At 52.9% G+C, this 19,591-nt stretch carries 16 protein-coding genes and 1 pseudogene; 6 read left to right on the forward strand and 11 right to left on the reverse strand.

The features are described from left to right. Position 1 precedes the first annotated feature (1 nt). Positions 2-1,015 carry an ABC transporter substrate-binding protein gene (locus LQ229_RS02875; protein ID WP_230190908.1) on the forward strand — a complete coding sequence of 338 codons (1,014 nt, stop codon included), beginning with the start codon at positions 2-4 and terminating at the stop codon, positions 1,013-1,015. Between the two features lie 456 nt (positions 1,016-1,471). Here LQ229_RS02875 and LQ229_RS02880 read toward each other — a convergent pair whose 3' ends face one another. Both LQ229_RS02880 and LQ229_RS02885 read right to left on the reverse strand, forming a co-directional pair. After that, positions 1,472-2,521, reverse strand: coding sequence for a glycoside hydrolase family 76 protein (locus LQ229_RS02880; protein WP_230190909.1), 1,050 nt, complete (start codon positions 2,519-2,521; stop codon positions 1,472-1,474). A 30-nt stretch (positions 2,522-2,551) separates the two neighbouring features. Further along, positions 2,552-4,099: a glycoside hydrolase family 76 protein gene (locus tag LQ229_RS02885; RefSeq protein ID WP_230190910.1), complete on the reverse strand. Its 1,548-nt coding sequence runs from the start codon at positions 4,097-4,099 to the stop codon at positions 2,552-2,554. Positions 4,100-4,417: 318 nt separating this feature from the next. Between LQ229_RS02885 and LQ229_RS02890 the strand changes: the two genes are divergently transcribed. The 3 genes and pseudogenes from LQ229_RS02890 to LQ229_RS02900 form a co-directional block, all read left to right on the forward strand. Continuing rightward, positions 4,418-5,170, forward strand: a complete 753-nt coding sequence (locus tag LQ229_RS02890) for a MerR family transcriptional regulator (RefSeq protein WP_230190976.1) — start codon at positions 4,418-4,420, stop codon at positions 5,168-5,170. A gap of 153 nt (positions 5,171-5,323) precedes the next feature. Further along, on the forward strand, positions 5,324-5,794 hold the full coding sequence (locus LQ229_RS02895) for a hypothetical protein (protein WP_230190911.1): 471 nt from the start codon (positions 5,324-5,326) through the stop codon (positions 5,792-5,794). Between the two features lie 531 nt (positions 5,795-6,325). Then, positions 6,326-6,469 (forward strand): annotated as a pseudogene (locus LQ229_RS02900) (IS110 family transposase); the annotation flags it as partial. A gap of 37 nt (positions 6,470-6,506) precedes the next feature. On the opposite strand, the gene LQ229_RS02905 reads toward LQ229_RS02900, so the two are convergent. Beyond that, entirely contained in the window at positions 6,507-8,780 is a 2,274-nt protein-coding gene (locus LQ229_RS02905; protein ID WP_230190912.1) for a YcdB/YcdC domain-containing protein, read from the reverse strand. A 178-nt stretch (positions 8,781-8,958) separates the two neighbouring features. Between LQ229_RS02905 and LQ229_RS02910 the strand changes: the two genes are divergently transcribed. Next, positions 8,959-9,861, forward strand: coding sequence for an MBL fold metallo-hydrolase (locus tag LQ229_RS02910; RefSeq protein WP_230190913.1), 903 nt, complete (start codon positions 8,959-8,961; stop codon positions 9,859-9,861). Between the two features lie 6 nt (positions 9,862-9,867). On the opposite strand, the gene LQ229_RS02915 is transcribed toward LQ229_RS02910, so the two are convergent. From LQ229_RS02915 to LQ229_RS02930, 4 genes are all read right to left on the reverse strand, one after another. After that, positions 9,868-10,521, reverse strand: coding sequence for a response regulator transcription factor (locus LQ229_RS02915; RefSeq protein ID WP_216537426.1), 654 nt, complete (start codon positions 10,519-10,521; stop codon positions 9,868-9,870). Beyond that, complete coding sequence (locus LQ229_RS02920; RefSeq protein ID WP_230190914.1) at positions 10,484-11,881, reverse strand: HAMP domain-containing sensor histidine kinase; 1,398 nt, start codon at positions 11,879-11,881, stop codon at positions 10,484-10,486. Before LQ229_RS02920 ends, LQ229_RS02915 begins: the two co-directional genes overlap by 38 nt. A 488-nt stretch (positions 11,882-12,369) precedes the next feature. Next, a complete protein-coding gene (locus LQ229_RS02925) occupies positions 12,370-13,338 on the reverse strand; it encodes an ROK family protein (RefSeq protein ID WP_216537424.1) in 969 nt (322 codons plus the stop codon). Positions 13,339-13,361: 23 nt separating this feature from the next. Next, positions 13,362-14,420, reverse strand: a complete 1,059-nt coding sequence (locus LQ229_RS02930) for an SIS domain-containing protein (RefSeq protein ID WP_216537423.1) — start codon at positions 14,418-14,420, stop codon at positions 13,362-13,364. Between the two features lie 209 nt (positions 14,421-14,629). Here LQ229_RS02930 and LQ229_RS02935 point away from each other — a divergent pair, with 209 nt between their 5' ends. Then, positions 14,630-15,370, forward strand: a complete 741-nt coding sequence (locus LQ229_RS02935; protein ID WP_230190977.1) for a YheC/YheD family protein — start codon at positions 14,630-14,632, stop codon at positions 15,368-15,370. Between the two features lie 78 nt (positions 15,371-15,448). Here LQ229_RS02935 and LQ229_RS02940 read toward each other — a convergent pair whose 3' ends face one another. The 4 genes from LQ229_RS02940 to LQ229_RS02955 form a co-directional block, all read right to left on the reverse strand. After that, positions 15,449-15,628 (reverse strand): helix-turn-helix domain-containing protein, encoded by a 180-nt coding sequence (locus LQ229_RS02940; RefSeq protein WP_290370012.1) that lies wholly within the window; start codon positions 15,626-15,628, stop codon positions 15,449-15,451. Between the two features lie 107 nt (positions 15,629-15,735). Then, complete coding sequence (locus tag LQ229_RS02945; protein WP_216537421.1) at positions 15,736-16,695, reverse strand: hypothetical protein; 960 nt, start codon at positions 16,693-16,695, stop codon at positions 15,736-15,738. A 157-nt stretch (positions 16,696-16,852) separates the two neighbouring features. Next, positions 16,853-18,196 carry a sodium-dependent transporter gene (locus tag LQ229_RS02950; protein WP_230190916.1) on the reverse strand — a complete coding sequence of 448 codons (1,344 nt, stop codon included), beginning with the start codon at positions 18,194-18,196 and terminating at the stop codon, positions 16,853-16,855. 3 nt (positions 18,197-18,199) lie between these two features. Further along, complete coding sequence (locus LQ229_RS02955) at positions 18,200-19,567, reverse strand: sodium-dependent transporter (protein WP_230190917.1); 1,368 nt, start codon at positions 19,565-19,567, stop codon at positions 18,200-18,202. Between the last annotated feature and the right edge of the window lie 24 nt (positions 19,568-19,591).

Below are 19,591 nucleotides of genomic sequence, written 5' to 3' on the forward strand. Positions count from 1 at the left end.
GATGAGACGAGGATATCGACGGGCGCTGCCGCTACTCTCCGCGTGTTTGCTCTTCCTGACCGCATGCTCGCCCGAACGCACAGGCGAATTGACCATCTATGCGGGTCTGTACGAGGATCACGCGATTAAAGCGATTGAAACGTTCCAGAAAGAAACGGGCATTAAAGTTTCATACGTCCGCATGTCGAACGGGGAAATTCTGGCGAGAATCCGCGCCGAGCGGGATCACCCCCGCACGAGCGTCTGGTTCGGCGGCCCTGCGGACACGTTCGTACAAGCGAAGAACGAAGGGCTGCTCGCCCCGTATGTGTCGGACAACGCCCAACTGATCGACGACAAGTACAAAGACAGCGAAGGCTACTGGACAGGCATTTACGCCGGCTCGGTCGCGTTTGTGTCGAACAAGGCATGGCTGCAGGAAGTCGGCCTCAATCCGCCTCAATCGTGGGATGACCTGCTGAATCCGAAATATAAAGGGATGATCGCGATGCCCGACCCCCGTTCGTCCGGAACGGGATATACGGTCCTCGCCACATTGGTGCAATTGTGGGGCGAGGACCGTGCGTTTGCGTATTTCAAGCAGCTTAACCAGCAGACCGGCGCTTACACCTCTACAGGCAGCGTCCTCGGCCGGAACGTCGGCATGGGCGAAGTCGGCACGGCCATCATGTTCTCCCATGACGCCGTGAAATTCTATAAAGAAGGCTTTCGCAACATCGTCATCGGTTTTCCGAGCGAAGGAACCGGGTACGAGATCGGAGCCGTCGGCATCGTAGACGGCGCCCCGAATATGCGGGAAGCGCGATTGTTCGTCGATTGGGCGCTGACGAAAGAAGCCCAGGAATTGGGCAAGTTTGCGGGCAACTTCCAATTGCTGACAAACCGCGATGCCGTCTCGCCGGAAGAGGCGTTTCCGCTGGACGATTTGAACACGGTCCCGTACGATCACGATTGGGCGGGCACGAACCGGGAGCGGCTGCTGGAGAAATGGGCACAGGAAGTGTTGAACCCGTAGGCCCGAGCGGAGACGGCGGACAGAGTGCGTCCCTCCGTCCGCTTGTCCTGACATCTTCCGCTCGCTGCCCGCAGCTGTCGCCCTCCTGTCGCGGCCCGTCGCTCGCGATACCGCCGGGAAGGCGGAAATGCCATGCTGCAGACAAGCGGGAATGCCTTGCCATCGTAATACCGGGGACGCCATGCCGCCAGAATAAGCGGGAACGCCCCGCCGCAGACAAGCGGGAATGCCCCGCCGACAGCTTAACGCCAATTCATACCGTTAATTTCCCCGTTGTCCCCTCTTTTCCTAAATTAAAGGTAAAACCTGGCTCTAATTTATCCGAAATCGGCATTTTGCCCAATCTCTCCGAAATTAGCTCCAACAATTACCGCTAGTCTCTATATCCGCAGCCAATCTTGCATTTTAACGGTAGATTTTCCCGCTAATGACGCGAACGGTTCGGTTTGGAACCCCTCAATCCGAAGGCGCCGCATTCGGAAGCGAGGCGACCATCTCCAGCAGCATCAGCCCGCTTAGCTGCGCGCTCAATTGGACCTTCGGCTCCACCGGTCCTTGCCAGGAGCGGCCGATTAATCCGCGCTCGTTGCGGGATCGGTTCCAGAGCGCTTCGGCATTGCGGAACAACATGCGGCGAATAGGATGCAGATCCGGCCGGATACGGAGCAAGTCCCGCAAATATCGCACGAAAATGCCCTTGAAGAGACCGCAATCGTCTTCGCCCTCGTCCGCCATAATGCCCCCCGGATCGGGCGCAAACCGCGCAGTCGCCGTCTCGGCCGTCCTTACGGCATCGGACAAGTACGCAGTGTCTCCGGTAATGGCGAACAATTCGAGTCCCGCGCCGATCCAGACGCCTTGGCAGTACGTATACTCCCAATCGTAATCGATCTTCCCGTCGCCGAGCCGGTTCATGCCGTCCCAGACGAAACCGGTTTGCGGATCGACCAGATTCTCCTTCGTCCACCGATAGATGCGAACGGCCCACTCGAAATCTTCGGTATCCCCAAAACGCTGGTACAGCCGGGCTGCCAAAATAGAGGCAGGCGCATTGGCCGGCGTATTTTTATAGTCCAACTGATCCTTCTTCCACGCCATGCCTCCCCCGCAATGGCCGTTCCAGGCGGTTTTGATGCTTTCCCACAGATTCATCACATGATCCTTGTACACGGCCAGCTTCGTCGCGTCGTATACCCGCAGCAGCGCCAGAGCCATCCATTCCATGTCGTCATAGTAGTTATGCAGCAGCGTATCTCCGCTCAAGCGCTTTACCCCCTCGATCACCCGGTCGATTCGCGCGAGATAACGCGGATTGCGCGACCGTTCGAAGCCGTCCGCCAACGCATCGATGACATGGGCATGCCACCAGTAGACAAAATGATCGTTGCATGTTCCTTCGCAAGGCTCCATCTGATTCATGATGCCAAGCTGTTCGTTCCAAAAGTTGTAGATCCATTCCTCCTGCGCCGTTTCCGCTCGGATCCCCCATATCATTTGCTGTGCCAAAAATAAAACCCCTCTCTATCCGCCAACGTATTATTGTGTTACTTGCAAATAATCCAGATTCAAATAGTTGGAACTGCCGGTGCCGGAGTTGAAAGCCAAACGAATCAAGTTCGTTCCTGCGGAAAGAGCGGTATTGACCGTCACCGTGTCCCAGGCCGACCAATTGCCGGTACCGCCGAAGCTAAGCGCCGGACGGACCGCTGCGCCGTTCACCTGAAGTTCCCGGACCGCATGGCCAGCCCCTGCGCTGTAACGGAACGTCAAATCGTAATTGCCCGCCGCGAGCGCATTTACGGCGAACGTTACATATGTGTTGTCGGCGTTCCACCCGGCGACATACCCGCGTCCGCTGTAGCCCGCTCTTTCCAATGAATTCGGTTCGTTGTTCACGCCGCTTTTGAACGCGTTCTCGGCTTCGTAAGGTCCGGGTGCGACGACCGTTCCCGTCGTGTTATCCGGAACGGCAAGGAACAGGATCGAGACGCCCGCCGCCGCCGCACCGCTCTGAATGTAACCGTCGTCCGGGGCGATCGACCAGTCGGGACCGATAATGCCGTCAGCGTCGCGGCGATGGTTCCAGGCCTGAGAAGCGTTGAAAGCGAGAAAATCTTTGTATTGCGTCTGCCCCGCTTCATTGATGAGCTTTCGCACGTTGCGCGCAAAAATCATTTTGAAGAGGGGCGCGTCGTCAGGCCCTTCATACAACAGCGTCTTGCCGTCCGTCGTCATATTGCGGCAGACCCAATCGACGGAATCCGTAGCATGGGCCAGATAGGAAGTGTCCAGGGTTTCCTTATACATTTCAACCGAAGCCCCGGCGAACAACCCGAAATCGTAAGTGAATTCCCAATCCTTCACTCCTTCGCCCTGACGGTATTGATCGTAAATATACCCATCGCCCGCATACAGCGTTGTCTCTACCCAATCGTACAATTGATTCGCTTTCTCCAAATAATCGTTATCATTCAGGACGCGGTAAAGTTTCATGGCGATCACGGCAGCCGTGGCGTTCGTGGCCACATTCTTCTGAGGCAGGAAACCGATCCTGTTCCACCAGATGCCGCCGCCGAAATCGCTGCTCCACGACTGCCAGATGAAATCGAACATGTCTTTGGCCATGTCCTTATAGCGCGACTCTCCCGTAAGGTCGTACGCCCGCAGCGCCCCTAGCGCCCACCAGCCGATATCGTCATTGAAGGGATTGCTCTCCCAATCGGGATAAGCGGCCCTAAACCCGTCGTAAATATCGCCGATCAAATTGTAGTATTCCGCGTTTGCCGTCCGCTCGTAAGCGTCCATGACCGTCTCCCACAGCTGGGCTTCCCACCAATAATCGGTGTACAGCCCGTTCTCCGGACCGGAAGCATGCGAGTGGATCTGTCGGTCGCTGTTGGTATAGAAATATTTCTTCGCAGGATCGTAAAACGTGTTCAAAAAGTCATCCATCGCCTGCACCGCGTTCGCTTCTGTGAACGCTTCCGCCTTACCGCCTCCGATCGGATCGAACAGCGACACCGACAACATCGCCGACATCAGCGTCGCGACCAACCACCGCTTCCCCTTGCGCCAACCTATCATTCGTATTCATTCTCCTCTCTTTACTTGTTTTTTCCTTTTCACTCTTACATAAAAGCGCTTACGCCAAATATAATGTCATATTATTGATATGTCAATATATATATATAAATAAATAGTATAATAACAATATGCCATATAGAGCTGGATATCTGCGTTAAAGTAATATCCATGATGTGCGGAATCCAAAAAGGGCCTGGTCGTAGAATGATCTGCACCAGGCCCTTCGTATTATAAGGTATGATGAAATAAAAAAGTTAGAGTTAACTATTGACTCTCCTCTTGGAGGAGCCTTTAAAGTGATGAATGAGGTGGTTGAAAATACGGTACACGGTAAAGGAAATGTCGCAATTGGCGAATGTGACGATCAAGACGTTGCATCACTATCACAAGATCGGCCTTTTGTTGCCATGCAAGGTGAGTGAAACCGGCTATCGCCTTTATGGAATGAAAGAGCTTGAACGTCTGCAAGAAATTCTGTTCTATCGTGAACTGGATTTCCCCCTTCAAAAAATCAAACAAATTCTTGATGGGAAGCCCGACCGGCTGTCGGTTTTGTATGAGCAGAGAAAGCTGATTCTTGCACGTAAGCAAAGGCTGGAACAGCTTGTTCAGACATTGGATGTATCGATCGAGCACACCAGGAAAGGAACAGTTATGGACAAATCGGCACTGTTTAAAGGATTTGAAAGCGAAAAGGAATGGAAGGAGGCATTGTCCGAACAATATGAGTATCTGAACGAAAAATACGGCTACGATTTACATGCGGAAACTCCAATTGACGTACAATCCATGAACGAATCCGCTTTGGAAGCAAAACGTTTTATGGGTGGGATGGCTCAGTCACTGAAGGACGGATTAAGAGTTGATGATAAAAAAGTACAACAGTTGATTCATCAGCATCTTGATTTCTTGAATGAACATGGACATGAAACAACGGCTGCGGACTTTGCAAAGCAAACAAGATTCTTTTTGAATGACGATTTTCATCTTAAAATGCTTGAAAGTCAACAACCAGGTCTTTCCTATTATTTATGTATCGCCGCCGAGACATTTGAATCTACAAAGAAATAACCTGGACGGTTCATCGACCTTGCCAACCGCTTTGACCAGACTGAAAGCCGCAGGGATCAAGGCAGCCTCCGCAGTGTTGGCCCGTCCGTCGCTTGACGACGTTTATTTACGATACACCGGACAATCACTCAAAGAAACTCAGAAGGGAGCGGTATGACGATGGCTATGATAGATTTGAACAACGGTGTCATTGACCGTTTTCTGATCGCACCGGTAAAGCGAGTCTCATTCATTCTTGGTAAGATTCAACAAGCCGTGCTTTTTATGATTCAGTCATTGATTCTTATTGTGCTTTCACTCGCGATCGGTGCCAAATTCTCCGGTCCGATATCTGGTATTCTCATCGTCATTGCAAGTGCTGTTTTGTTGGGTGTCGCCTTAATTAATTGGGCTGTGCTAACAGGACGGAACGCTTTCAGTACCGATGCCGACTGGGGAGTTGTGCTCCTGAACGGGATTCTTGTCCTCGTTTTTCACTGGCGTTGCATCGAGCGTATTGCTGCTCTTCAAGCCCGAGGAAGCGTTTTGTCGGCCCTCTTCTGTGAAAATCCCCCTCGTTCAGGTGCTAGAAAGCCAGGGTTTATTACCTACGGAGCGGGATTGGATTGCTGCATGCAGTCCTGAACGATCATTTGCCGCAGAGGTTATGAAAATGTATAGCGTGCTGGTAAGCAAGTCCCGTGGGGTAAAAAGGTAAAACCTGCGATCAGAGTCCACTTCATCATACCGCTGGCGGCTGACGATTCGCCCGAGCGGGCTAACGAAACTGATACACGCTAATCGCCTGTAAATCATCATGTTGCAATGTCTAACGAAACTCAAACACGCTAATGTGGGGAAAAAGGCGGTACAATCGCCGATTTCCAATGAATAACGATGCGTACTTTCGCTAGAATGGGGACGTCTTCATTTTGAGCCTAATAAGAATTGCCAGTTTCGTTTGCGCCAAACAAGGGAGCGTAGGTCCCCGATCGCACTCGATATGCAAAGAGGTATCCCCTTGTATATGCGCAATGAAGCCAGTACCATCAACGGTGGCGAATGGTGAAGCAGACTCCAATTGCGGGTTTTCGAAGCTATCAACTTCTCGATGCAACACTTGTCCTCGTTTTTGGGATTGTATCCGTGCTGTTGTCCACACGGGCATTTCGAGCATACCAAAGGCACCTATCTAAACTAGAAGAGGAGATAGATGCCCTGGCCGAGACTTTTGAAGAATATGAGTTCATTCGATCGATTCCCGGAATCGGAGATAAGATTCCGGCAACAATCATTTCCGAAAAAGGTTCGCAAATTGACCTTATACTAACTGGTATTGATATGAAATTGCAATCAATCAGTACCGCAGCGGCGCTTCTTTCAATTGGGCGCGTTCTTGCAAGTAGCGGTAGAAGGCTGTCGCCCCTTCGGCCCGCGTCACTTCACGCTTCGGTTCAAACTTGCCGCCCTGCAAATCCATGATGCCCAGAGCGACGACGATCGCCGCCTGTCCTTTCTTGGCCACCGCATCCGCATCCTGGAAAGCGGTCTGGAACAGATTGCCGCGCTCGGCTAACGAATTGTACCCTAACGCGCGCGTAATCAGTTCGGCCATTTCTTCGCGGGTTATTTTGCCTTCCGGATTGAATTTGCCGTCGCCCGGATCGATCAGCTTCTGGTCGAGCGCCGATTCGACATATGCGAAATATTCCGATTTGACGCCGACATCGCTGAACGACGCCTTCGCCTTCGATTCGGCCGCAAACGGCCGCACGCCGCCGCTCATCGCCATGACAAGCATCTTGATCAATTCGCCGCGGGTTACGATCGCATCCGGATTCACTTTGCCGTCCTTGACGTCAATGGCTCTATATTCGATCATCAGCTCCAATTCGCGTTTGGCCGGATGATTGTCGATGTCGGTCGCTTTGATCGGTTCCAGCGACGTCTCTTCTCCCGTTCCGCGGTTCCGCCACTTCCCTGAAGTCGCATCCAGGAATACGGCCTCGTCGGTTTGCGCCTTCTTGATCAATTGGTACACAAGCTTCGCTTGGTTCGCGTCTCCGGCCGGTTTCCCCGACGCGGCAAGCGGGCGCGGATCCCAAGCTTGATTCGCGTTGCCCGAGACGTACCCGAGTTCAATCGAATACGTCGCAAGGAGCTTCTCGAGCGCTTCCTGTTCGCCGATCAGCTGCGGTTTCGCCGAACCGTAGTTCATGTCGGACAAATGGTTATAGTAATTGTCCACATTGCCGGTTTGTTTGTTAATGCTGACCTCCACCCGTTCATTGTCGGCGTAAATGCCGTTAATGACGCGAGTAAAGGAGTAGGTTCCGCGGTCTTCGTCAACCCATCCCGAGCGTCCGTCCTGCAAATACAGTTCATGCGCCGCATACGGAATCAATCTTTTCACGAAATCGACGGCTTTCGCTTTCGCTTGTTCGTCCGACAGCTTCGCCCCCTCCGAACGGCTTGCTTCGCCGGCGGTGCTGTACGAATAATATAAAATTTCTCCCGTCTTCGTATTGACTCCTGCCGCGATATAAGGCGATTTCCGCTCATTGTCGCCAATCCGCCATTCCAAGCTCCATTGGGAGGACATCGTGCCGCTCATTTCATCGGCATACTCGTTGTAATCGGCGCCCGTCAGCTTGGCTTCTTGCGGAATCGGGAGCTGTTCGGTCGCTGTCTTCACCGCCTGCTCCTTCGTTATATTGAGCACGGCTTGCGGTTTATCGCCAAGCGGCTTGTCGCTGATCGGCACCGTATGGTTGATCGCGGGCTGCGGAGTCGGGCTCCATATCTTTCCGCTTGCGGCGTCGATCATATAAGGGATCATTTCATAGCTGACATACGGCCCCTTCTTCTGTTCCGCTTGGTAAGGAATGACATAATGGGGCACAAGCTTCAGCAATTCCCGGTAAGCCGCTTCCGCTCCTTTCATATCGACAGCAGGTTTGTTCGGTTCGAACTTCAGCGCATCGTTCCAATTGTTGTCGTAGCTTAGCACATGCCCCTCGCCGTCCACAGAGATCCGCACTTCGTTCTCATATACCGGCAAACCTTGTTCCATGCGGTCGAATTGCAAAACGTACTGCACTTCCCCGCCCAACGGGGTTTTCTCCGAGACGTCGTATTTGTCGTTGTATTTCACCTTCGCCGCAAGGCCGGGATCGATTTTGTTCATAAAATCGACTGCGATTGTTTTGGCCGCGGCCCGATCGACCTTCGGCGGGTAGCTCGGCTTTTTGTTCGGGTCGTACACATAGGAATAAAATTGTATGATCTGTCCGCTATCCGCGTCGATGCCGGCGGAAATGCTGGCGTCATAACGGTCTTTGTCGGTTTTCTGGAAATTCAGGTACCAAATCCCTTTGGCAACGCCGTTCGTGTTTCTGCTGCGCAGATTCACGTTCGATAGCTTATAATCGCTTGGAATCCGCAAATTTTTCTTGGCGATTTCGATGGCCTGCTCCTTCGATATTTTCGCTTGAACCGGAGTGGAATCGTCAAATGCCGGCATCGTTTTTTCGACCACGGTCACAGCCTCCTTCGCCGCCGCAGGAACGGTTACGGAAACGAGCAATGTAGCCGCCAGCGCGGCAATTCCGCTTGTTCGAATCCATTTCATATCGCTATCATCCCCCTCAACATTGAAAAATGGTATTTCATGTTTTTAAACGGAGATGGCTTCCATAAAGTTGCTGATATTCGGACCGGCCTGAAAAAAAAGATCCCGCTTCCCCGGCAGCCTCGCATTTGTTGCGGCATACGGATATAATGGCAGAAGAATAGGGAGGAGATTCGCGATGGACTACAAACTGCCCGATGTGCCGCAGCATATGCCGGCATGCCGCGTTACAATCATGAATGCAGGCTTCTACCGTGCGCCCAAATCGGCGATGTTGAAAGGGGACAAGCAAGGGAAATTTTGGGGACCGGCCTTGTTCGCGCTGATCGAACATCCCGAATACGGCTTGATTCTGTTCGATACCGGGTATTCTACCCGTTATTACGATTCGACGTCCAAGCTGCCCTATTCGCTCATGCGGTTGGCGACGCCGGCGCGCATTGCGCCGGAAGACAATGCGGTTTCCCAATTGCGCAAGCTGGGGATCCATCCGGAGGATATCAAAACCGTGATTCTATCCCATTTGCATGCCGATCATGCCGGCGGGATTCACGACTTTCCCCATTCCCGTATTTACGTCGATCGGCAGGAATGGGAGTTCGGACAGCAATCGAAATTCAAGCTGTTAACGAACGGATACTTGAAAGATCTATACCGACGCATCGATCGTTCCGCCTTGCGCTTATTGGACTTCGACGGCGACGGGGTCCCTTACGGCCCGTTCCCGAAATCGATCGATCTGTTTCGCGACGGTTCGATGGTTTTGGTTCCGCTGCCTGGCCATTCCATCGGCCAATTCGGCATGATTGTGAATGTATCGAATGAGGAAAAGTATTTCCTTATGGCGGATGCCGCCTATTTCCGCAGAAATTATCGGGAAGGAAAAGGCGGGAGCTTCATCGGCAGAATCGCGCATTACGATGTCCGCCGATACGAGGGATGGTTTTCGATGCTGCATGCGTTGGAACAGGCGAACCCGAATATGGCGTTGATCCCGTCGCACGACCCCGAGGCTTACGAACAATTCGTGAAAAGCCCGGCGCCGAGCGAGGCTGCTTCCGCATCGAAGAGGGAGCGATAAAGCCTCTTACAAAATCCCCATATCTTTCGCCTTTTGCGCGGCTTCCTTGCTGCTTTTGCCGTTCAGTTTTTTCAATATGCTGTTGACATGGTTTTTGACGGTGCGGAGGGATACGACGAATTTGTCCGCAATTTGCGGCTGCGTATACCCTTCATGGATCATGGCGAGCACCTCGCGTTCCGTCGGCGTAATGAGTTCCCGCGCTTTCCGGATTTCATATTCCCGCTCCACCTGCTGCAATCGGCGGAACTCTTCCCGAATCCGCTCGGCGACCCCCGCGTCAATCGGCGAGCTGTCGGCATAGGCTTGGCGAATCGCCTCGGGAATGTTCGTGAAATCGGATTTCACGATATAATTGACGGCCCCGGCCTGAAACGCTTCGAAGATAACTTCCTTCTCCTCGAGCGAGGACAGCATAATGACCCGCGCATTGCAGGATTGGCTAATGTCCGCCGTCAAGGCGATTCCTTCCAGGCTGTCAACCAGCATAATATCCATCAGCACAATGTCCGGCTGCGCTTCCCTGGCTGCCGTGCGCGCTTCTTCGGCCGCGGCGGCTTGGGCTACGACGGCAAGATCGGGCTGCTGTTCCAAATAGGCTTTCAATCCCCGGCGCCAATCGTCATCGTCTTCTACGATCATGACTCGAATCTCGTTCATGCGGCTTCGCTCCTCCTTTCCCTTTCGGAAAATGCAAATATACGCCCGTTCCTTGTTTCGGCACGCTGTCGATCTCAAGCGTCCCTCCGTGTTTTTTCATCACTTGGTAGCAGTAAGCGAGGCCGAGGCCGAAGTTCCGCTTGCTTCCCGTTTTAGTCGTATAGAACGGCTCCAGAACTTTTCTTAGCTTGTCTTTTTCGATGCCGGTCCCGGTATCCCGAATTTCGACGGTCCATGTTTTTTTCGTTTGCGTAACGGCAACGGTTAGCGTACCGCCCCGCGGCATCGCCTCGACCGCATTCGTTATAATATTGTTCAGAACTTCCAGCGTTTGCGCGCGGTCACAATATACTTCAGCCGCGGCGCCATCGTCTTCCTTCCATAGAATACGAATTTGCGCCATCATCGGCTCAAGCATGCGCAGCGCCTCTTCCACAAGCTCTATCAGCGAATGCCGCTCTTTCTTCAGCGCAATGTCCTGCGTCCGGTGATGGACGCGGTCCAGCAATTCCTGAACGTGATCGGCCGCTCTCTCGATGACCGCGACGTCGCTTGCCAACTCGCCCTGGCCGCTCTGCAGCGCGGACGTCTGTATTTTATCGCAAAACAACCGGACTTTGGCCAAATCGTTCTTGATCGCATGGTTCAAAATCGCCGTTCCCGACGTAATCGCGCGCATCGTCATATCCAATTTCCGCCGTTCGATCAGCAGTTGCACTCCGAGAAAGCCGTATTTGAACAAAGCGACGACAAACAGGCTGAATGCAAGCAGTATCGTCCATATATTATAGCGCCACATATCGTAAATGCCGAATATCCCTGGCAACATATAGTTCATTACGAGCGCGAAGACGACGGCCGGCACGACGACGAGCGTAACCATCCAATGCGCCTGCTTGCGCCAAGGCTCCCATTCCCGCTTGCTTAACAGAAGAACCGTTCCGAATAAGATATAAGGCGCGGCCCAAAGCGTCAATACGGTATAATTGGGCGGGTAATATTGCGTGAACAACAGCATGAGTACGGGCGGCAGCAATAACGCGTAGCGCAACATCCGCCAAACGCGCGGCTTCAGCCTGCCGGGATGGTAATGTCCGGCAAACCGTACATAGCAATAGGGCAAGCCGTAATAGCTTAGTAACGAAAATATGGTGAGCGCAATATATAGCGCCCAGTCCGCCGTTAGTCCCAACTCGTGCCGCGCCGCAAACGGACGCACGAAATCTTCGATCACCGACGCCATCGCGCCGGAACCGCCGCAAAACGCCACCGCCGCAAGCCAGCGCACGGCGGGATCGCCGAAGTTGGTCGCAAGCAATATGATCGCGGCGAGCCATAGCACAATCAGTACAAAAATCAACGGTGCATCTCCTATCCGTTCGTTAATGTGATATTCCTATTATATCGCGGAAAGGCGGATATGGAACGTCAAAACGTCAACATCCCGCCCCACCGTAAGGGTGAAACGGGATGCTTTGAAGCAAGTAACGGTAAAAACTGCCTCTAATTTGCTTGATTCAATGCCTGTATCCGTATTACCTGCAATTTCTACCTCAAATTTTACGCATAACCGATTTAGGAGCGATGCTTGGCAAAATGAGCGGCAGAAATTCCCTCTAATTGTAACATAAGAGCATTCAGGGTCCAATTAACGCCGGTCTTTACCGTTCATGCGATCGGACCGGCGAGCCTCATTCGTTCGAAAGCGCTTAGATCACCTCGCGATAAAGCTTCGCCGTACGCAGTTCCTGCGCGTTGTATAATCGACAGCCATACCGCAAACGAAAAAACTGCAGAGGAACTAATCCGCTACAGTTTGAAAAGTTTATCATGAATTCATGCGATGATTTATCTCTCCGCAAGCCGCTTGCGCGCAAAGGCAGCGCTGCCGATGACGCCTCCGTCGTCGATCAGTTGGCCTTGCCGGATTTGCAGCCGTTCCCAATAGCCGTGATACACATGCTTTGAGAGCTCCTGCCGCATCGGCTTGAACAATCGCTCGCCCGCCAGCGCCGCGCCTCCGCCGATGACGATAACGTCGGGACTGAGCAAGGAAACGGCATAAGACAGCCCCTTGGCCAATTGTTTGCCGACATAATTCATCACTTCGACCGCCACGTCGTCGCCCGCATCGTAAGCTTGCGATACTTGATGGGCCGTGAGCGATTGCATGTCGGGATCGGCGCACCATTGCTGGAGAACGCTCTTCCTGCCTTCCCGAATCGCTTCTTTGGCCAGCCGGGCGATTCCCGTCGCCGAAGCGACCGTTTCCAGGCAGCCTCTCATTCCGCATCCGCACTGCGCGTCTTCGCCCTCGATGCGGATATGTCCGAGCTCGCCGGCCATAAACGCCCCGCCATAATACAATTCGCCCCGGTCCACCAGCGCCGCGGCCAGACCGGTGCCGAGCGTAATGCCGAACACGCAGTCGAACCCGCGTCCGGCTCCGCGAATGGATTCGCCGTAGACGTACATGCGCACGTCATTGTCGATAAATACCGGAATGCCGATCCGTTCTTCCAGCAGCCGGGCCAGCGGCACGTTCCGCCATTGCAAATTGCCGGCAAAGACGGAGACGCCCCGAATCGGGTCGACAAAGCCCGGCGTCCCGACGCCGACCGCCGCCACGCGGCTCCGGTCTTCGCCCGCCTCGGCGAGCACTTCGTCGATCATGGCCGCCAGCTTGCCGATAATATAATCGCTGCCGCGCTCCCTCTCCGTTCCTTGCTTCACCTTTGCGAGAAATTGGCCGTTTTCGTCCAACAGCCCGCAGACGATGTTCGTTCCGCCGATATCGAATCCGATCGTTAAGCTCATATTCGCTGCCCCTTCAACAAGGATTAGATTTTCACCACTTGCGTCAAATTGCGCGGTTGATCCGGATCGACGCCGATATGAAGCGCCATGTACAATCCTAAATATTGCAGCAAAGGCAAGTATAGCGCGCTTCTCGCCTCGTCGCTGATCCCTTTGCCGCCGATCTCGAACACGGCGTCCGCAAACGAAGTATCTTCGCCCTTCTCCGCGGCGATGATCAGGACGGTTGCCCCGTACGCCTTCATCTCCTCCGCTACTTTCAGCTCATAGCTGCGTGCGGTTTCCGACAACAGCAGGCAAATGAGCGTTCCCGGCTCGACGATGCTCTTCGGTCCGTGGCGGAATTCCAACGTGCCGAAGTTTTCCGTCCATGTGTAGGTCATTTCCTTCAACTTCAAGCAAGCTTCCATCGCCAATCCGTTGTATGCGCCCATGCCTAAATAGATCGTTTTGCCGACCGTCTGTTTCGGCAGCCATTCTTTCATGAATGCGTCGGCCCGCTTCACGACTTCGCTATCCGCATCGAGCACCGCTTTCATCTCGTCTTGCAAGGCTTGATTGCCGGACGCGACCGCGATCGCCGCCTGCATCATAAACGTCATGCTGCTGAGCGATTTCGTCATGACGGTGCTCTTCTCGCCGCCTAACGGGGATACGAGGCAAGGCGCAAGCTTCGCCATCGTGCAATCTTCATAGCATGTAATGCCGCAAATATCCCAGTTCGCAAGGTCTGCGACCGATTGGAGCGCAAGCACGACTTCCGTCGATTCGCCGGAACGCGATACGCCGACGAGCAGCACTTTGCGGCCCGGAACGACGCTCTGGTCGCGGAACAAGTAGATCTCCGAGGACGGATAGGCCGATGCCGGGCGGCCGAGCCACTTCCGGTATGTCGTTGCCATCGTAAGAGCTTGATAATATGAAGAGCCTGAACCGATAAAGATCACTTCATCGTATTGCTTGTTTCCTATATAACGTTCAACCCAATCGTTTTGTGCCTGCAACCGCTCCCATGCGGCCGCGAGCGCTTCCGGCTGCGCACTGATTTCCGGATACGTCAATTGTCCGAAGTTGTTTGACATGAGTTGTAAATCCTCCTTAATATTCATGATAATGATAGTTTAAATCATTTTAATGATTTTTTCAATCAAAATTGTACGCATTATCCGTCATAAGGAGATATCATGGGTAATCAATCTGTTTTTCTTGATTTAGAGTTCAGTCTATACAGCAGAGTTGCTTGATGAATATGCTCTTTGTAACTGGAACAAAAACAAGAGAAGAGGGTTCAGTGACTATGGGGAAAATGGGGAATTATAGGGTAATGTTGCAGAACCGTAACTTGCGTCCGCATTTACCTGAAACTCGTTGGATGACAGATGCGGGAACATTGCGGATGCTAGGAGCCCATTCATCTGTCTTTATAAAACCTGATCTCGGAAGCGGAGGTAACGGAATTATCCGTGTCAGGAAATTAAGCAGGGGATATGAGGTTCGCAGCGGCCCAAGCCGGAAGATTGTTGGAGCCGGGTCTGTCTTGAGAACAGTCCGTTCATCTAGAAGATCAAACAATCGGTATTTAATGCAAAAGGGACTGCAAATCGCAAGGTACCAAGGGAAAATTTTTGATATCCGAGTATACATGCAGAAGCCGGAGCACAAATGGGTGATTGCCGGTATGGTCGCCCGTGTGGCTGCGCCTCATAAATTTCTAACCAACTATCATCAAGGAGGGCATGCAGAACCCTTGCAGAAGGTTCTTTTAAATCAGTTCAAGAATAACCAAGCCAAAGTGGACGCATGTCATCGTAAAATTGAACAGCTATCAATGACAATTGCCGAAACGGTTAGTAAATGGAGTTCAACTCGTGAACTAGGGATTGATCTTGCCTTGGACAAGAACGGATATATTTGGATCCTTGAAGCGAATTCGCATCCCGGCCATAGATTGTTCACTCAACTCGCCGATCAGACAATGTACTCAACCATTATAGAAAACAAACGAAAGATGGCCGTACAATATCCCATTTAAACTGATATTAAAAAAGACAATAAAGAAAACTCGCTTATGGAGCGGGTTTTTGTTTGTGTATTACGCATCGCATTAAGATTATGATTTCTTATCAGAGGCTTTTTCCCACAGGCTAATATAGCGGTATACCGTGGAATCTGACAACTTCAGCCGCTCTGCAATTTCCGCAATGGCCCCTTTCATACGAGGAATCCCCTGATTAGCAAGGTCCCAGACGATTTTCATTTTTTCAGCCGTTGTCACCCGCTCTGGTAAAATTCCTCAAGCACTTCCGTCTTTCGCTCTTCACCCGATTGCGATGCTGCAAGCAGGTAAAAAAACAGCCCCAAGTCCTGTTCGGACCTGAGGCAGTTTGCGCATACGAGTTAATTGTTCTCTTGCACGATGATCACTTCGGCCTTGCTTAGCGCTGGTTTCGTCGCTTTGTCGGAAACAGGAGCGTAGTAGCCGACGACTTTCGTTCCGGGCTTCAAGTCGGACAATTCCACTTTTTCGCCGTTCACTTTGAAAATATTCGTTTTGCCGGTTACGTTCAACACAACGTCGTTGTCGATTTTGCCGTCCGCTTTGGCATCGACATGCACGATGGCGTGTTTCTCGTTTTGCGCGGCGAAAACGACGTTTCCTTCGACTTTATCCGTTTCGTCCAGCACGACGATTTTCTCGGCCGTTCCCATCGGCGGCATGCTCAGCGCCAGCATCGGACCGTAGTACGCTTTGATTTTCGTATTTTCTTTCAAAGCTTCTTTCGGCAATTCTTTGCCGTCGCGGTCGACGATTTTCGTTTGGTCCGTAACGCCCAGGATGATGACCTCCTGACTCGACTCCGTCAAACCGGAACCCATCACCGTCAAACGGCCGTTGTTCGCGTTCACGATGACGCCTTTCGTTCCCAAGTCTTTATCTTCTTCCTTCTTATCCTTGACCGCTACGATTTTGTCCGCCGTACCGATCGGCGGAAGGCTTCTCGTCATTTTCGGCCCATAGTATGCTTTCACTTTCATATCTTTTTTCACGATTTTCTGCAAAGATATTTTCTTCCCGTTCTCGTCTACAATCACGGTGTCTTTCGTAATGTTAAGTATAATTTCGCCCGGATCCTGCGGCGTTAAGCCTTGGCCTTTGACCGTGATGCGTTTGCCGTCTTTCGTAAAGTTAACGTCCGAAATCTTCCCTTCGGTTCCGGATAGCTTCGTATCCACAATCGCCTGGCTCGCCGCCTGATTGGCCGGCGCTTGAACCGGCCCTTGAGCTTGCGCGGCCATAGGAATCGCTGTCATCGCCAGCAGCGCGCCTAACGTAAGTACTTTGTTCACTTTCTTCATGATGAAACCTCCTTCGTTGTTTGCTATGCCCGCTTCCGCCAAGGAAACGGCCTCTCTATGTTGTTCTGTCCTTACCCAATCTATTAAACGAAATCGTTTCGGGAAAAGTTGCAGCTTATACGAATCCGGAAGTGAACCAAAGGAGAAGAAGCGACGATTATATGATTCCGGTGGAATATAAAAAAATAAGAAGGATCAGCACCGGCGCGATATAACGAAGCGTAACAATCCAAAGCCGGTACCATACGGCGGTCAATCCCGCCTCTTTGCCCGCTTGGTCCCAGACGTAGCCGGCGAACACGGTAATGATGAGGCCTCCTGCCGGCAGCATTATATTCGAGGTAATAAAATCGACCCACTCGAATATCGTTCTTCCTCCCGCCTTGACCCCGCTCCAGACTCCCCCGGCCGACAAAGCGCAAGGCAGCGCAACGGCAAAGCAAGCGGCGGTAACGGCCACCGCCGTTTTGCCGCGGGTCCGGCCCCACCGGTTCATCGCATATGCGACCGGCACTTCCAACAGCGAAACGGCAGATGTCAGCGCTGCGATCGCGAGCAAAACAAAAAATAAACCGCCGAACAAGCTGCCGAAGGGCATCGACGAGAACGCGGCCGGCAGCGCTATAAAGACGAGCCCCGGTCCGGAAGCCGGCTCGATGCCGAAGGAGAACGTCGTCGGAAAAATAATGAGCCCCGCCATGAGAGCGTACAGCGCATTCCCGCTTCCGATAGCGATCGCCGCCCCGCCCAATGACTGCCTCTGGTCCGTATAGGATCCGTAGGTCATCATCGCCCCCGATCCGACGGAGAGCGAGAAGAACGCTTGCCCGAGCGCCATCAGAACGGATTGAACTGTCAATTCGGAAAATTCCGGCTTTAGAAAAAAACGGATCCCCGCGCCCGCCCCGGGAAGCGTCAGCGCGTACCCCATTAACAGCAGCAAAAGTATGAATAGGCCGGGGATGACGACATTGTTGAATTTTTCGATCCCGCCCGACACGCCGCGCATGACGATCCAGCATGTTCCTGCAAGGACGACGACAAGCCAGACGACAGGCATCGCTCCGCCTGTAAACCGTTCGAATACGGCGCCGTAATCCGCGCTGCGGTACAGCTCGCCGCCGAGCGATTGTACGGCGTAATGAATGGTCCAGCCTGCGACGACGCTATAAAACGTCAAAATGAAAAACGACCCGAGCACAAGCAAAAGGCCGATGGAATGCCAAAAGGGACGGTTGCTCAAATTGCGGAACGATGCGGCGGCATCCCCGCGGCCTCCGCGGCCGATCGTCAGCTCCGCGAGCAAGACCGGAAGCCCGATGATGGCAAGGAACGCAAGAAAAATGAGGAAAAAGGCGGCTCCTCCGTTCTGCCCGGTAATATAAGGGAATTTCCACATGTTGCCGAGGCCGACCGCGCTTCCGATCGCCGCCAATATAAATCCGGCCGAGCTGAAACGCTCGCCGGCCGATCCTTTATGTTGCTTCTTCGAATGTCCCACGGGTTACCCAAACACTCCCATCGAATAAAGGAAAATGAGTGTCACGAAGACCGGAACGATATACCGGAGGAGAAACATCCACAGCCGGAACGTTCCGGGCCCGAGCCTTGGCTCCTCCGCGCCTTTGCGGGCGGCATAGCCGATAAATAAAGTGACCGCCAAGCCGGCAATCGGCAGCAGCAAATTGGAGGCGAAGAAATCGAGGAAATCGAACAGCGGCTTGCCTGCAAGCATCCAGTTCGAGAGCGCCCCGCCGACCGATAAGGAAGTTGGAACGCTGATCGCATAAATCGTGACGCATAGCACGAGTACGGACGTCTTCCTGCTCCAGCCCCAATGCTTGATCGTAAAGGCGACGGGGACCTCAAGCAGCGATACGAGCGAAGTGAAAGCTGCGGTGGCAAGTAATATGAAAAACAATCCGCCGAATAGATAGCCGAAGGGCATGCCGGAAAAGGCGGAAGGCAAAACGATGAAAACAAGCCCGGGCCCTTGGGCCGCTTGCAGGCCAAACGCATACGTTGTCGGAAATATGATTAGGCCCGCGATCAGCGCATAGACGATATTCCCGGCTCCGACCGCAATCGCCGCTCTGCCGAGCGATTGCTTCGCATCGACATAGCTGCCGTACGTCACCATCGCTCCCATGCCGAGCGATAACGAATAGAAAGCTTGTCCGAGCGCAACAAGCGCCGATATTACCGATAATTTCGAGAAATCGGGCTGCAGGAAGAAGGATGCGCCTGCGCCGGCATTCGGCAGCCATAACGCTCGAAGCATTAATAATAGTAAAATGATGCCCAGGCTCGGTATCATAATTTTATTGAATTTCTCGATCCCGCTCGTGACCCCTCTGGCGATGACCCATCCGGTTCCCGCAACGGCAAGGAGCTGATACAACAGGGGACTCGTTCCCGCGGTGAACGAGGCGAAATGCTCGGCATACTGCTGGCCGCCCCGAAATAAATTGCCTGTAAGCGAAGCGACCGCATAATGCATCGTCCACCCGGTTACGACGGAATAATAGCAAAGAATGAGGAAGGAAGCGATGACGGAGAGAAGTCCGAACACTCCCCAAATCTTCTGTCCTTTCTTGGCAAGCGCATGATATGAGGTGACGGCATCTCCTCGCCCTGCGCGGCCGAGCGCCATTTCCGCCAGCAAAATCGGAAGGCCGATCAGCAGCAGGCAAACGATAAATAAAACGAGAAAAGCGCCCCCTCCGTACATGCCGGTAATATAGGGGAATTTCCACATATTGCCCAACCCGACGGCACTGCCGATGGCCGCCATAATAAATCCGAATGAACTGAAGGTGTCCGCACCTTGAGCCTGTTTCTTCCTGGCTTGATTCGTAGAGTCGGTCGCCACGTTGTATTCTTCCCTTTGCGTTCG

Origin of the sequence: Paenibacillus sp. CECT 9249 (assembly GCF_918697855.1) — a bacterium.
Classification (GTDB): domain Bacteria; phylum Bacillota; class Bacilli; order Paenibacillales; family Paenibacillaceae; genus MSJ-34.

What these genes read in the sequence shown, in the direction of transcription:
- LQ229_RS02875 (WP_230190908.1), top strand. Translation starts at nt 2, where the DNA reads ATGAGACGAGGATATCGACGGGCGCTGCCGCTACTCTCCGCGTGTTTG.
- LQ229_RS02885 (WP_230190910.1), bottom strand. Translation starts at nt 4,099, where the DNA reads ATGATAGGTTGGCGCAAGGGGAAGCGGTGGTTGGTCGCGACGCTGATG.
- LQ229_RS02895 (WP_230190911.1), top strand. Translation starts at nt 5,324, where the DNA reads ATGACGATGGCTATGATAGATTTGAACAACGGTGTCATTGACCGTTTT.
- LQ229_RS02905 (WP_230190912.1), bottom strand. Translation starts at nt 8,780, where the DNA reads ATGAAATGGATTCGAACAAGCGGAATTGCCGCGCTGGCGGCTACATTG.
- LQ229_RS02910 (WP_230190913.1), top strand. Translation starts at nt 8,959, where the DNA reads ATGGACTACAAACTGCCCGATGTGCCGCAGCATATGCCGGCATGCCGC.
- LQ229_RS02915 (WP_216537426.1), bottom strand. Translation starts at nt 10,521, where the DNA reads ATGAACGAGATTCGAGTCATGATCGTAGAAGACGATGACGATTGGCGC.
- LQ229_RS02925 (WP_216537424.1), bottom strand. Translation starts at nt 13,338, where the DNA reads ATGAGCTTAACGATCGGATTCGATATCGGCGGAACGAACATCGTCTGC.
- LQ229_RS02930 (WP_216537423.1), bottom strand. Translation starts at nt 14,420, where the DNA reads ATGTCAAACAACTTCGGACAATTGACGTATCCGGAAATCAGTGCGCAG.
- LQ229_RS02945 (WP_216537421.1), bottom strand. Translation starts at nt 16,695, where the DNA reads ATGAAGAAAGTGAACAAAGTACTTACGTTAGGCGCGCTGCTGGCGATG.